Source organism: Chryseobacterium sp. T20 (genome assembly GCF_047345655.1).
GTDB lineage: Bacteria > Bacteroidota > Bacteroidia > Flavobacteriales > Weeksellaceae > Chryseobacterium.
Map to the genome: position 1 here is coordinate 38,675 of NZ_JBLFDU010000012.1, position 15,917 is coordinate 54,591.

Consider the following 15,917-nt stretch of genomic DNA (forward strand, 5'->3'; position numbering starts at 1 on the left):
TACGGAAATAAAAAAACCGCCCGAAGGCGGTTTAAAAATTTAAATGGTCTTAGTTATCCCACCAAACGGGTATACTCACATCACTCACGACTGCTGCATTATTATTTAATGTTCTTTCAGCTTTAGGAGTTATTAATCTCAAAGGTATTTTTTTAGATTGGCTATTTTGATTAGCGGTTAATACAGGGAAGCCTGTACGTCTCCAATCATTATAAGGCTCCATTGTAGTAAACAGGGAAGAATATTTTTGAGTAATAATATTCTGTAATGTTACTGCAGCTGAAGCTGTAGTAGCAAAAACAGGATTATCAGCACCCGTAACATCTATCAAAGATGCACTTACAGCAGCTTTCAGGGCAGCTTGAGCACCTACAGTATTTCCCAGTCTGAATTGTGCTTCTGCTTCTATGAATTTAATTTCACTATAGCTAAATATTATATTTGATGTACTTGCACTTCCTGCAAAGTAACTTCCGAAAGGAGATGCATCTGTATTACTATCTTCCGGAGCTGATCCAGAATACCCCCCGGATGCATCTAATCCAGCATAATGAGGTAGCCTTGGATCACTACTATTCTTTAAAAGATCTATAAAATATTTTCCCATAGACATATAACCTGATCTTTGATTATCAAACGCAAACCAAAGATTTTGATTATTTCCTCCATCAAACTGAGCTACTAAGTTATCAGAACTGGAAGTAAACGAGTTTTGTAAGTAGTTTAAAGCCTTCTGAGCTGCTACAGTACTTCCTTCTCTTTGAGTTAGTCTTAATGCATATCGTGCTTTAATGGCATAGGCTAATTTTTTCCATTTATCTGTATTTCCTCCATAAAAAATATCATCACCTGCCGGTAACCCTAAATTAGCACTTCCAGGTTTTGATAAATCTATTATTGCACTATCCAAATAACTTTGAATCTGAGCAATAACATTTTGCTGAGAATCATATTTCGGAGAGAAATTATTGACTCCTTGAAACGCCTCTGAAAAAGGTACATCACCCCATGTATCAGTTGCATAACCCATATTTAAGGCTAATAAAATCTTAGCCATACCTGAATAATAAGGATATTTATCCCCAAACTGAGTGATAATCTGATGAAGATTTACTCCCGTCTTATAAATATTAGACCAATCTGTTTCATTATCCAGTTCTGTTAAAAAATAATTGGTATAATCTAATGACTGAAACAGATTACCATTGGTATGCTGAGTCAACAAACTTATTTGTCTTGTCAAGTTACCTGTTGAATTACCAATTGTTCCTACAGCTGCACCGGTAAATAAAGTTTTAGGAGAAGTAACTTCTGTCGGGTTATTGGAGTTGTCATTAAACGTATCTAGTTCATGCTGGCAAGAATTTAGAAATAATCCGGCAATAATTATAGGTATATATATTATTTTTTTCATAATTAGAAAGTGAATTTAAATGATAGTGTATAACTTCTTGTTCCTGGATTATTGAAGTAATCAAATCCATTAGTATTTGAACTTGCACCAGCAATAGATGTTTCAGGGTCTACACCTTTGTAGTTAGTAATTAAAAATAAGTTTCTAGCAGAAAAAGTAACCTGAGCATCTCTTATAAAAGATAGAGTTTGAGTATTAGATAACATTTTACCAAAATTGTATGATAAACTGACATCTCGTAGCCTAAGCCAATTTATATCTCTTTCCATCTGTTGTTCATTCGCACTACCAGATCCATCTCCTATAAAGCTTGAATAATACAGTTTATTATTAATTGCTTTCGTATTAGGAGCACCAGTTTCAGTAACGCCTGGTATTGTATACATAGCTGATCTGTCATCAGCAGAAGCTTGTGTCATCCCTAATCTATTTAATCTCGCTAATGTTCCGTTCCAAATGTCTCCACCTTTACGTATATCTAACAAAAAGCTTAATGACAAATTTTTATAACTGAAATTATTTCTGATTCCTCCTAACCAGTCCGGATTAGGATTTCCAATAATTTGAGATTCTGCAGAAACTAATGGTAAACCATCAGATCCTATAATTAAATTCCCAGCCGAATCTCTTTTCCAAGCCGTACCATAAAATACTCCCAAAGGTTCACCTTTAATGATGGCAGGAACAACATTTCCTGAAAAGAAATCACCTCCCTCACTGGAGAAATTTAAATTGTCTTGTATTTCAACGACCTTATTTACGTTTTTAGCCCAGTTAAGGTTTACACTCCAGTTAAAGTTTTGATTTTTAAGAATATCATACCCTAATTCTACTTCTATACCTTTATTTTCAACTGTAGGACCGTTGGTAAAATAATTCTGAAATCCAGAAGATGGTGCAACGGGAGCTTGGATAAGTAGGTCATAGTTGGTTGATTTATAAGCACTCGCATTTAAGCGTACCCTTTTAAATAATTCTAATTCTAAACCGACTTCAAATTCGTCATTTCGCTCAGGCTTTAAATTTGGATTTTTCGCAATGGTAGTTAACCCATAGGCTCCAACTCCCATATACGGAGAAGTTAATTGTGGACCAAATGTATCAAAATAGGTTGGAGTTCCATAAGTGTTAACAATATTGTATGGATTAGCAGATGCAAAAGTTTTCGCATAAGCTACTCTTACTTTTCCTAAATTAACCCAGTTTGGTAAATTTAATGTCTTATTAAACAGCCAAGATCCTGAAACAGAAGGATAGAAATAAGAACTGTTTTGTTTAGGCAATGTACTGCTCCAATCATTTCTACCTGTTAATGTTAAATAAAACTGGTCATAAAATCCGAATTCTGCCGAAGCCAATATCCCTCTTTTAATTTGTTTGAAATCTGTATTATTGGAAACAAAAGTGGTAAAGTTAGAAAGGTTGAATTGATTAGGTTCCAACATTGTAGATCCTTGAGTATATTGATCATTTCCAAATTTAGAAATGATCTGCCCCCCAAAACTATAATTCAAATTAATGTTATCAGTAAAGTTAACTAACCCACTAAAGATTAAATCTAAATTGTATTGACTTTGTGTATAAGTGTCTACAACGACCTGGCCTGTTCGGTCAGCTGTTGAATTACCATTACTTGAGAATGAATAATTCTGCTGAGCATGAGTTGTATACGTATCAACTCCCGCTCTTAACAATATATTCAAAGCTTTATTATAATTATAAGTTAAATAACCACTAATAATGGATCTGTTTGTCTCGTCTTTATATGGGTTATTGTATACTGTATAATATGGATTGTCATATGCTGCAAAATAATTTTTATTATATCCTTGTACAGTCTGATAATCTCTAAGGTCATAGGTTGCTGGTGTTCTCAGTAAAGACAACATTACTCCAGCAATATTACTCCCTTTCTGAGCTCTTAATCCATTTGTATTCGAAAACTTTACATCAGCTCCAGCTTTTAACTTATCGGTTAACTTAAATTCAGAATTCACCCCAAAACTTGTCTTTTTAAGCGACGTATTTGGAATAATCCCCGTTTGATCAATATGTCCAAATGAAGCTCTGAAATTACCATAATCCCCACCTCCTGAAAAAGCCAGGTTATAATTTTGTGTAACACCTGTTTCAAAGAAGTTTTTAGTATTATCATAGGCCTTCAAACCAGATACGCTTGAAATTAATGGCCCCCAACTTTGATTGGTTCCCGATGTTGTAGCAAAACCATCAGAGCCATATTGAGCAGGCGCAATATAGGTAACTCCATTAGTTCCAGCGGCATAGGTTTTTTGAAGTTTCGGTAAGCGAGTAATCATATCAAAAGATACAGCTGTAGAAAAATCAATTCCAATTCCTTTTCTTTTTCTCCCTTTCTTACTTGTATAAATAATTACACCATTCCTAGCATTTTCTCCATATAACGCCGCTGCTGCGCCACCTTTCAAAATTGATACACTTTCAATATCATCAGGATTTATATCAATAGCTCTGTTCGAGTCATCTACTCCAGCCAAATTACTGCCCTGTCCTGCATTATTATTAACAGAGTTATCAATAATCTGTCCATCTAGAACTATAATAGGTTGGCTTGATAAATTAATTGACTTTTGGCCCCTAATCAGAATTTTGCTTGAAGCTCCTGGTGTACCAGAAGAGCCTGTAACTTGAATTCCCGCAGCTTTTCCTGCTAAACCTTGAATAATATTTGCCTCCCCTGACTTTTTTAAATCATCTCCATTGACTTGCGAAGTAGCATATCCTATTGTCTTTTTCTCTTTTTTAATCCCAAGTGCAGTTACTACTACACCTTCAATCTCTTTTGTCTGTGTGATGGTATCTTTTTTCTTCTGCTGAGCATTTACAATGGCAACAGAGGAAGACAATACCAAAACAAGCAGACTTGTTGTTAGTTTCTTCATATCAAAATTAATTTTTACTCAGTAAAATTGTATTTTTATTAACAATTCAACAAGCAAAACTTAAAAAAAATAACAAAACAACAAGTAAAAAGAGTAAAAACAAGCAAAACAATTAATAAAATACATTAAAAACAAAAAATTTGATAAAAAAAATAACATCATTTTTTTAATTGATATCATTTAAAACCACTTTTCAACAAAACACACAACATACTGATTTTAAGATTAATATAAACAAAAAAGTAAGATTTAATTCACAAAATTCTTTATAAAAATAATTGCAAATAAAAAAAACCGCCAAATGGCGGTTTTTTTTAGATAAATAAGAATATTTATTCTTTTCGGAAAACTAAGACTGCCTCGTCATTTCCAGGCGTATTGTCCAGGTTTTTACTATTATCATTAATTCTTAATTCAGTATTGGAATAGGAATCAATTTCTTTTTTCATTGTTTTGGAAACTCCAGCTTCTGTATAGGTAAGGGTTAATGTCTGATACATTTTATCAAAGGTCCATTTTCCTCCAAAAGAATCAAAAAGATTACAGTTTCCGGAAGAAGAAGACAAATCATATCTTTCATAAGATCCCGAGAAATCCGGATTTATAAATATAACTCCTTTCTTTTCACAGTCACTCAATGTGACATCTTTACCTCTAAACTCATACTTATATGGTTTCCAAGTCCCATTAATACTTACATTTTCATTTTCAACTGCACGGTCGTCATCACTGGAACATGATGCAACACTCATTAAAAGAACAATTCCTATAAAAAATCTCATAAAAATGTTTTTATATTCCTCAAACCTACGAGTAGGTTTGAGGAATTATTATTTAATTTAAAATTTATCCCAAAATATTTTTGTGGATACTTTGTCACCTCCAATTTTTGAAGCGGCAGCATTCACATTCTTAGCGTTAAGAAGATATTCCTGATCAGAATATTTCATTCTTACCGGTACAGATTCTACCACAGACCCCCCAGGATTTACAAATACAGGGAAGTCCAGTCTTCTTGCAAAATTCCATGCCTGGAACCCTTTATTGAACATTGCTATCCAAGCTTGCTCACCCACAGATTTTTTCCAGTTGGCAGCATTATATGGATTGGCAGCTATAAAAGTATTTGCAGTAGCCTCAGTAATACCATACTCAGTCATTGATGCTTTAATTGCAGATTCATATAGATTAGCGGCAGTATCACCAACACTAAATCCTCTTGCAGCGGCTTCAGTTCTTAAAAACTGAATTTCAGAATAATCTAATAAAAAGCCTTGTGCATTTTCTCCAGAAATTACGTTGGTAAAGTGAGAGTAGTCTTTGAAAATATTCTGGTCTCCATAAACCCCTCCAACATAAGCACCGGCAACCTGTGTAAACCACGTTGCTCTTCTTGGATCTGAAGTAGTATTCATAAAATCAACAAGAACGTCTGACGGAATAAAGTCATTTCTACCAGATTGAATAACATCCTGGTACACAGGATTTGATAACAATCCCGATGGAAAAGTCTGCAGTCCGAAATTATCCATTTTATCAGTAAATAATCCCGCAGTGTAAGCTGCTTCTGCATACGTTTTAGCCAATGCAGGGTCGCTATCTGCTAAGGTTACAGCCATTCTGAATTTCAATGAGTTACCCATTTTTTTCCATTTAGTCATGTCTCCTTTATAGATCAAATCCTTATCATATCCACTACCAGAGGTATTAATCATAGCAACAGCAGCATCAATTCTTTTGATAAGGTCCAGATACACTGTTTTTGCATCATCATAAGGAATTTCCGCACTTCCTGGATTTTCAGCGGTAGCTTTCAATGCTCCGAAATAAGGGATATCACCATATGTATCAACCAAATTAGCCCATGCATAAACATTTACTAATTCAATCATAGCAATATTGTTATTTTTAGTAACGGGATCTACTCCTTCGCTCTCAAGAAATCTTCTGGCATCTCTTAATGCAGATAATACTCCTGGAGAATTAATTGTAGCTGATGCTGATGCCATCATACGATTATAGTGATTTCTTGGAATTGGTCTTGTCACCATATCATAGTTCGTCTCATCAGTATAAGTAGTTTCTGACCACTGCTGTGTAAAAAACCTGGTGATGTTACGGTTTACATTGGCAGACAATAGCTGGTCAAGAAGTGCATGTTCAGCACTGGCAAAAAGTACTCCTGACGGAACTTCAGTTGGGTGTTTAGGGTCTTCATTTAGTGACGTAATGTCTCTTTCACAAGATGTAAAAGTTAACGATAATGAAGCTAAACCTATAATTAAAAATATTTTTTTCATTTTCTAGAATTTTAAAGTTATATCAATCCCAATATCACGGGTAGTAGGTAGTACTCCGATAGAATTACCTTTAGCTCCTAAACCATTCCCAGTACCCGCTTCCGGATCTGCATATGGTAAGTTTTTGTGGATAATCCAAAGGTTTCTACCTACAATTGAAATTTTTGCATCACGAATAGCCGTATTTGCCAGAACAGATTTAGGAAGGTTATACCCTATACTTGCTTCTCTAAGTTTTACATAAGATGCATCATAAACGAATCTTTTATTCGGCATTCTTCTATATCCGTCTACGTTACCAAAAGATCCCGGATTAATCGCAGGTGTTGTATTTACATTTCCATTCGGGTTAACACCTGGATGTACAAATCCACCCTCTCTATAATCAGCTGTTTCTGCATAAAGACCAGTTGCTAATCCGTAATACATATCGGTAGAGAATACATCACCTCCTTTTTTTACATCAATAAGGAAACTTACTGAGAAATCTTTATAACGGAAGCTGTTTCTGATACCACCTACCCAGTCTGGTGTGATATTCCCTATAACCTGATTATTATTTCTTAAATAACGACCAGTAGCTGGATCAATGACTCTATCGCCATTCGCATTATATACATAATCTGATCCTACCAAAGCTCCAAAAGACTCTCCTACACGTGCGTTAAGAGAAACTCCCCCCTGATAACTTGCTATTAAGTAATTCTGAGAATCACCATTTAATGCAATAACTTTATTCTCATTTTTAGACCAGTTCACGTTTACATCCCATGTAAAATTATTTGTTTTAAATGGTGTCCCGTTTAACTGTACTTCAATACCTTTGTTATCAATCTGTCCTGCATTTACAAGGAAGGTTCTATATCCTGTTGCGGAAGAAACCGGTAAATTGATAATCTGATCAAATGTTCTGGTTTTATAGATTGCAATATCAAAACCTAATCTGTTTTTGAAGAATTGTGCCTCCATACCAAATTCTGTTTCCTTAGATCTTTGAGGTTTCAGGTTTGGATTCGCAAGGAAAAAAGGTTGATCAAACAGACCTTCACCTCTAGCTTTGAAAGTATTTACCAATCTGTAATTGTTGGTAGAAGAACCTACTTCAGCGTAGTTTGCTCTCAATTTCCAGAAACTTAACCATGGTTGTTTTACAAATTCAGATAGAATAACAGCACCTGTAACCGAAGGATATCCATAGCTATTATTTCCTTTTGGTAAGTTAGACGACTGGTCTACACGATAAGTACCATCCACAAATAAGAAGTTCTTATACCCAAAAGATGCTGTTGCATATAAACTGGAAGTAACCCATTTTGCATAGTTTTCATCAGGAGGAAGTATCGTTCTTACAGAGTTGGATATAGCAAAAAGCCCAGGTTTAGATAACCCTCCTTCTGTACTCATAAAAATATTATCCACAAGGTTTCTTCTAACGTTCCCTCCTGCAATACCGCTAACACTTAGGTCTGAAGTAATATCAACCTTGTAATTAGCAAATAAATCAAAGTTGATCTCAGTATTTTTCACATTGGTTCTTGCGTATCCTGAACTTACATTAAGCCCGGATGCACCAAATGCCTGTGGAAGCGATCCATTCATTAATCTCTCTTCTACAACCATCTGTAAATCATCATAAGATAGTTTCCCTGTAATTCCAAAATTTTTGGAAACATCATATTTTAACTGTGCATAACTGAATATTCTGGTCCTGTCATCAGACTGATAATTTTGATATCTTTGGAAATATGGATTGTTCCAATATTGAGGAGTTCCATCAGCCGCTGTAGATCTGTTCCAGGAAAAGTTACTATTTCCATTGTTAGCATAAGCATCTCTTAATGCCAACACATCTACGTTGGTCTGCCACCACTGTCTGAAACCAGAAACAATATTATCTGAATAGCCAGTTTCATTACGTCCTCTAGTATCTTGTAAAGTTAAAGTTGTGAAAACAGAGGCGTGTAATTTATCTGTAAAATCGTGATTAAATTTCGCAGAAATTGTATTTTTTTTAAGTTCAGAGTTAGGCATCAAACCATTAGAAAGCATATTGGAATATGACAAGGAAAGATTCGAAGTTTTGTTTCCTTTTTCAATGGTAATTGTATTAATGTAGGTAACTGGTGTTTCAAAGAATTTAATAGGTCCGTTTTTCGCAGCAACCCAAGGTGTAGCTTTTCCATAGTTTGGAGAAGAGGGATCAAATGAATCCCATTGGTAAACCAATTGGTTGGGATTAAATGCCGGTCCGTAAGATGCATCATCTACAAAGTTAGCATAATTGTAACCTCCAGGTCCCGGATCTTCGTTCCATGCCTGGCCACCGTATCCTGCTCCATACTTTGTCTGATAGGTAGGGAAAGTAGATTTATCAATAAATCCGGCTGTAATTCCTGAGTTGAGAGTAACACCCCAGCTTCCGTCATTGTTTCCTCGTCCGCTTTTAGTTACAATTAAGATTACACCATCACTTCCTCTTTCACCATATAAAGCTGATGCAGCAGCACCCTTCAGTACGTTTACAGATTCTATGTCTTCCTGGTTAATATCTGAAAGAAAGTTACCGTAATCGAATACAGATCCGGTTACTGTATTATTGTTAACTGGTGAACCATCAATTACAATAAGTGGAGATCCTCCGGACAGAGATTTATATCCTCTGATCAAAAGGTTTGCAGATCCGCCAAAGTTGTTGTTTGTATTTACCTGTAGTCCGGCTACTTTACCTGAAAGAAGAGATGCGACGTTTCCGGTATTGGTAGTTCCACCGGTTAATTCCGCAGCTTTAACTTCTTCAGAAGCATAACCAAGAGATTTTTTCTCTCTTTTAATACCGAGAGCGGTTACAACCACTCCCTCAATTTCTTTTGTTTTAATAGTATCATTCTTTTGCTGAGCGTTGGCAACAGCTATGGAAGAAGACAATACTAAAACAAGAAGACTTGCTGTTAGTTTCTTCATATCAAATTAATTTTTGTGACTTTACAAATTTGTAAAACTTTCTTAATACCACAAAGCAAAATGTGAAAAAATTACAACTTATTCAATATTTTAAAACAAAAACAATCAATAAATTATTAAAATAAGTTAAAAACAAAATATTTAACAAAAACACATCATTTAAAACTTAATTTTTTTTAAGAAATAATAACAATCAATTAAATTGATATAATCTATATTCCAAATTCAACCGTTAATACAAACAAATTGAATATCAATAAATTAAAAATAAAAAGATTAAAAACTAACCCCAATCAGCAAACAATATTATGCTGCGCATATTTTTACAATTTCATTAATATTCACTTTTTAAAACAAAAAAACCGCCCGAAGGCGGTAAAATATATTAAAATTGTTTTACAAAAATTAGTTTCTAGCCCAGAATGGGGTAAATTTATTTTTAGCAAAAACATCATCCGCTGCCATGTTTGGAACATTGTTAGCGTTAGATTGATATTCGGAGTTTGGATACAACAATCTGTTAGGCTTAACTGTTTTAAGCGAGATTGTAGGTAACGGAGTTTCCGGATAAGATGTTCTTGTGTAATCAAAATACGATTGTTCAGGGTTGATTCCTGTTAAAGCAATCCATTTCTGAGTCATAATTGCTTCCATCTTATTAGTATCAGTTCCGGTCCATCCTAATTTAGGCACAGCATTTACACTAGTTATATACGCTGGTGCGCCAGACGCTCCCAGATAAGCATAAGATGCAGCAATACCTCCTTCAAAATGGGTCTGGGCAGCTGAAAATTGTGCTGGATAACGCAACGCAGCCTCGGCTAATAAAAATTCCGTTTCAGCTTTTGTCATTAGAACTCCTGCTTTTGAAGAACCTTTCTGAATTAATTCAGCTTTTCTTCCAGCAGCATCTGTAGCTCCAATAGTTTGAGATCCTACAATTAAGCCATCACCAGTTCTTGAAACAGTTCTAAGAGATGGAGCACCTGGCTGTCCAGGAGTTGCCCCTTGTCTTACTCCTTCAACATTTGCTGTAGAAAGACCATTATTATCTTTTGTGGAAACTAGAGTAAATATTCTACCTCTTCTTCCATCAACAATACCATTAAATTTCTGATATACACTTCTGGTATCCGGAACCGTAGCTAGTCCTTCTCTATGAACGGTATTACCATTTAAAGCAATAGAAATATGTTCTGAAGGAACAACTAATGTCCAGTTTTGAGGCTGAGCTCCGGCACTGGTATAAACATAATAGTTCATCCATGGATTTTGCTGAGCATCAGAACCTTGAGAATATCCAGGGTTTACAGTTACATCAGCTGTATTAAACGTTGCTCCTTGTAAAGTTGCCAGTTTTTGATCTCTATAAGTAGCTAAATCACCTGTAACATTGGACATTCTGATAAGATATCTAAGTTTTAGCGTATTTGCAAATGCTTTCCAGTTACTCATAGATCCTTTAAAAACAACATCTGAACTTCCTGGATTAGTTCCTTTGTTTGAATCTATCATTTGGATTGCACTTTCGATATCTGCAATGGAAGCTTTGTAAATATCCTCTCCTTTATCATATTTAGGAGTCAGATTTAATTCTCTTTTGAAAGCTTCAGAATATGGCATATCTCCCCATAAATCTGTCAATGTCTGAACATAATAAGCCTTCATGATTTTAGACATCGCTTTATACTGCGTATATTCACCAGTTGGATCACTGTAATCTAAAACAAACTGGAAGTTAGAAACATTTCTAAATAACTGATCCCAAACATCAGCATAAAATGCACTGGTAATATTTGGAGAATATTCATCTACAAAAGGAGTTCCATATGAGTAAGAGTTTCCAGCAACACTATTCATCATTATTCCTGCAAAAAGATTTAATCTTCTCGCCTGTACATAATAACTGTTTGTAACAGCTCCTGGAAAAACAAAGTTAGGAGTCAGATCATTTGCAGAAATCCTATCCGGACTCTCATTAATATCAAGGTAATCATTACATGAAACAGATCCAAGTAATAAAGTTGACAATGCAATTATATATAATTTATTTTTCATTTTCTTAATTAAAAAGTTGCGTTAATTTTAAAACCAAAAGTTCTTGTTGTAGGATATTGGGTTGTTAATGCAATCCCTGCAGCATTATCATTACTACTTGCCGTTTCCGGATCTGCAAAGTTTCTATTATCTTTTGAGTAAATAATAATAGGGTTTCTAGCATATAAGCTTAAACTAAGGCTGTTTACAAACGTAGAGTTTAAAACAGATTTTGGAACATCATATGATATAGCAATCTCTCTTACTTTAAATGCAGTTGCATCTACTACTAAGTTTTCCCCAACGTTTCTGTAAATTGAACCTGACCAATATGTTGTTGCCCCGTTATAATCATCACCATAAGCAGGTGTTGAGTTCGGAACATATGCACCATTAACAAGTTGAACTGAACCTGGCACAACATAACCTTGAGTTCTATCCTGGCTTGCTGTTTCTTCAAGCGCTCCAGTAAATGCTAACAATCTTTTTGAAAATGACACAAACTTACCTCCCTTACGGAAATCAGCCACCGCTGAAAGGGTAAATGCTTTATACCTGAAAGAAGTATTAAATGTCATTGTATAGTCTGGATTTAAACTTCCTAATACTTTCGTTGCAGAATTCACTAATGGTACTCCATTTGAATTTACAATGATGTTACCATTTGGATCTCTTTGATAAGTGGTTCCAACAATCGAATAGAAATTTTCACCTACTACTGCTGCCAAACCTACAGAAGGAGTTGTATATGTTAGGATAGGAACTCTTTCTGCCCCGCTGCTTAGTTCTAACAATTTTGTTCTTGACATTGCATATCCTGCGTGAAGATTCCAAGTAATATTTTGAGTTTTAATTGGTGTTACTCCTAAATCAACTTCAAATCCTTTCATTCTAGACTTACCGATATTATCTCTGTAAGAAGATAAACCAGAAGAACTTGAAGGTGTTATACTACTGATCAAATCCTGTGTAGTAGACTGATAAACAGACCCTTCTAAAGTAATTCTATCTTTTAGGAAACCTAAAGCAATATTTAAATCAAAAGTGTTTACGAACTCAGGTCTAATATTAGGATTCGTAATACTTGTAGACATGATATAAGAAGGCATAGGTCCAAAAGGATATCCTGTAGGAATAATACCCGTTGCATTAACGTTATATGGGTTAATACCTGATGAGTTTCCTACCTTTGTGAAACTCGGAGCGATTTTCATATAGTTTAACACATTTCCTCCAAAATCAAATGCTTTGGTTGGAATGAATGACACCCCCACTGAATAATAAGAATATGGCTTATTATCTGTCAATCTAGCATTTGTAAGTGGATCTCTACTATTTACTGTGTAAACAGAATTCTTTTCATATCTGAATGTTCCATTTAAGAATAGATAATCTTTATATGCTAAATCTACATTGGCAAATCCTGCAAATACTCTGTTTCTGGTAGTATAATTATCCATATACCCTCCATCAGCCTGAGCATCAGTACTTCCATATTGAGATGGATTAGATACGTTATTGTAGTTATACCATCCCGGGATAAACAATCCAGTTCCTCCAACTGTTCTTGCAGTATAATAACTATCCTGGATGTTATTTCCAATATTAAATTTCAAATTCAAATCTGATGTTAAATCATAGTCAAAATTTAACATTAAATCTCCGTAGTATTTTCTGTCGTTATAAGTTCTATTGAAATAATAAGCAGTAACATCCGGAGATCCAAACTGATTTAGAGTATGAGAATCCAGGAATGGAACTCCTGTATTAGAATAACTGATAATACCGGTAGATCCATCATTCCAGTTATCCTGCTGAGTCTTAGTAAGGTTTAAATTACCTGTATAGCTGATATTGATATGCTTATTAAATTCATATTGTAATGACAATATTCCATTTAAATAATCTCTGTTAGTATTATATCTTGCATGCTCCACAGTCCAGTAAGGGTTCGTAGAATAAGCTGTAAGGTATCCTCCAATTCCAGAATTTCTATATTTTCTAATATCATTACTAGATGGCATTTGTAAAATATCATCATAGATACCAGAATCAGTTTTATTAACTAATCTTCCAATATAATTGAACTGACCATCAATTCTTAATTTTCCAAGTTTTTTCCCTGCTTTGAATAAGAAGTTGTTCTGTCTCATCTTATCTCCATCCACAACAAAGGTATTGTCTAACCTGTTAATTGACATAAATGCATAGCCGTCAGATCCACCTGCATTTACACTCACTCCATTCTGGAAACTAACTCCATTAGTAAAGAATTTTGAAAAGTGATCTTTTACAGGAGCATATTTTTCATAGATAAATTTACCATCTGCTTGTGGTAAACCACTTGGAACCAATGTTCCTCCAAATCCTGGATAGTCATAAGCTGCTCCCCAAGACATGTTTTCCCATGGTACATAGTTAGTGCCACCATAATCAGCATCACTATAACTGTCATCCTGAACTCCTTTTCCGTATTTTTTTTGTGTAAGTGGATATTTAAATCCTTGAGTAACTTCTACAGCAGAGGTAAGATTAACCTGAATTTTTTCAGATTTTGATCCTCTTTTAGTTGTAACGATAATAGCTCCGTTTACCCCTTGAGACCCATATAAAGCAGCCCCTTGCAGCCCTTTTATAACATTCACATTCTGAATGATTTCCGGTGGTAAAGAGTTTAGAACTGTAGCATCTGAAATTACGTTATCAATAACAACCAAAGCCTGGTTGTTACCAGTAATTGATTTTGACCCCCTCAAAATGATTTTAAAACTTGGATCAACAGCACTGTTTGTGTTGGTAATTTGTAGTCCAGACACTTTTCCTGTTAACGCCTGAACTGCACCTGGAGCTGCAGCCTGGTTAAGTTCCTTGGTATTTACTATCTGCTGAGCATTTGTAATAGCGTCCGCTTTCTTCTTAATACCCAAGGCACCAGTAACAACTATTTCCTCTATATTTTTGGTTTTTAGAGTATCCTTCGTGTTTTGGGCTGACATCATCACAAATGAGGATGATAGTACAACCGCAAATACACTCGCAGTTAATTTCTTCATATCAAATTCAATTATTTTTTTACAGGCTACAAATTTGTAAAACTTTCTTAAAAACACAAAGCTTTTTCTTAAAAAAATATAATAATTTAAATTATCACCAAAAAAACACACAATAAAATCATTAATATTTATTAAAAATAAAAATTTTAACAAATATTAAAACATAATCAGACTACATTATTCAAAAAATTGTAATTAAATTTTAAATTAATAATTATCATATAAAATTCATAAAAAAAACAACAAAAACAGCCAAACTAAAGAAATAACCCTACACAAATTCAACAAAACCACCATAAGAATACAACATCATTAATCAAACAACAATTAAGCTTCTCACAAAAAAAGTAGAAAAAACATCAACAATTAAAAACAATAGTAAAATTATCAAAAAAACAACCCTTTTTAACAAAAACCATCAATTTCAAATATTTAAGGGTCATCCACAAAAAAGACAAGTACATTATATTTGACAAAATCATTCAATCAAAAAACTGATTAATACATTTGTTTTTTTAATTTTGTATCTGTTATTTCAGACAAATATGGAGCTAATAAAAAACTGGTCGAACCTTTATATCGAGGCCGGATGTGATGAAGTAGGAAGAGGATGTTTAAGTGGTCCGGTGGTAGCAGCAGCGGTAATCTTAGATGATGACTTCAAACAAAATCTGGTTAATGATTCCAAAAAATTAACGTTCAAAACACGTATGGAACTGGATAGTTATATCAAAGACAATGTGAAAAACTATGCCATCGCAGAATTACCTCCTTCCTTTATTGACGAACATAATATTCTTAATGCAAGTATTCATGCAATGCACCGTGCTTTGGATCAACTGACAATAACTCCTGAACTTATTTTGGTGGACGGAAATAAATTTCATCCTTATAACTACATCCCGCATCAATGTATTATCAAAGGAGATTCCAAGGTTTTATCTATTGCTGCAGCCTCTATTCTTGCCAAAAATTACCGAGATAAATTAATGATTCAACTCCACGAAAAACATCCTGAATACGGCTGGGACACCAATTTTGGCTATGCTACAAAAAAACATCAGGAAGCCCTTATAAAATATGGTCCAACACCTCATCACAGACAATCTTTCAGGCTTAAATATGATTGAAAAACACTCATTTTCAATTATTAAATTCGTAGACATCCATTAGAAATTTAAAATCTTTCTAAATAAAATACCCAATAAAAAAGAGAAGCAATTATAATAAT

The 15,917-nt window shown here is 34.3% G+C and carries 8 protein-coding genes; 1 reads left to right on the plus strand and 7 read right to left on the minus strand.

What is annotated here, in order from left to right; translation table 11 throughout:
- Positions 1–49 precede the first annotated feature (49 nt).
- The 7 genes from ACMA47_RS20905 to ACMA47_RS20935 all read right to left on the minus strand — a co-directional run bounded on the left by ACMA47_RS20905 (position 50) and on the right by ACMA47_RS20935 (position 14,686).
- Positions 50–1,414 carry a SusD/RagB family nutrient-binding outer membrane lipoprotein gene (locus ACMA47_RS20905; protein WP_413931330.1) on the minus strand — a complete coding sequence of 455 codons (1,365 nt, stop codon included), beginning with the start codon at positions 1,412–1,414 and terminating at the stop codon, positions 50–52.
- Positions 1,415–1,416: 2 nt separating this feature from the next.
- The gene (locus tag ACMA47_RS20910; protein WP_413931331.1) at positions 1,417–4,335 is read right to left on the minus strand and encodes a SusC/RagA family TonB-linked outer membrane protein; all 2,919 of its coding nucleotides are present in this window, start codon (positions 4,333–4,335) and stop codon (positions 1,417–1,419) included.
- 332 nt (positions 4,336–4,667) lie between these two features.
- Positions 4,668–5,117, minus strand: a complete 450-nt coding sequence (locus ACMA47_RS20915) for a lipocalin family protein (RefSeq protein ID WP_407847515.1) — start codon at positions 5,115–5,117, stop codon at positions 4,668–4,670.
- Positions 5,118–5,174: 57 nt separating this feature from the next.
- Positions 5,175–6,635 carry a SusD/RagB family nutrient-binding outer membrane lipoprotein gene (locus tag ACMA47_RS20920; protein ID WP_079243179.1) on the minus strand — a complete coding sequence of 487 codons (1,461 nt, stop codon included), beginning with the start codon at positions 6,633–6,635 and terminating at the stop codon, positions 5,175–5,177.
- A gap of 3 nt (positions 6,636–6,638) precedes the next feature.
- Positions 6,639–9,596, minus strand: a complete 2,958-nt coding sequence (locus tag ACMA47_RS20925) for a SusC/RagA family TonB-linked outer membrane protein (protein ID WP_407847519.1) — start codon at positions 9,594–9,596, stop codon at positions 6,639–6,641.
- Positions 9,597–10,001: 405 nt separating this feature from the next.
- On the minus strand, positions 10,002–11,654 hold the full coding sequence (locus tag ACMA47_RS20930) for a SusD/RagB family nutrient-binding outer membrane lipoprotein (RefSeq protein WP_413931332.1): 1,653 nt from the start codon (positions 11,652–11,654) through the stop codon (positions 10,002–10,004).
- Positions 11,655–11,662: 8 nt separating this feature from the next.
- Positions 11,663–14,686 carry a SusC/RagA family TonB-linked outer membrane protein gene (locus ACMA47_RS20935; protein WP_413931333.1) on the minus strand — a complete coding sequence of 1,008 codons (3,024 nt, stop codon included), beginning with the start codon at positions 14,684–14,686 and terminating at the stop codon, positions 11,663–11,665.
- 545 nt (positions 14,687–15,231) lie between these two features.
- Here ACMA47_RS20935 and ACMA47_RS20940 point away from each other — a divergent pair.
- A complete protein-coding gene (locus ACMA47_RS20940) occupies positions 15,232–15,816 on the plus strand; it encodes a ribonuclease HII (RefSeq protein WP_413931334.1) in 585 nt (194 codons plus the stop codon).
- Positions 15,817–15,917 lie beyond the last annotated feature (101 nt).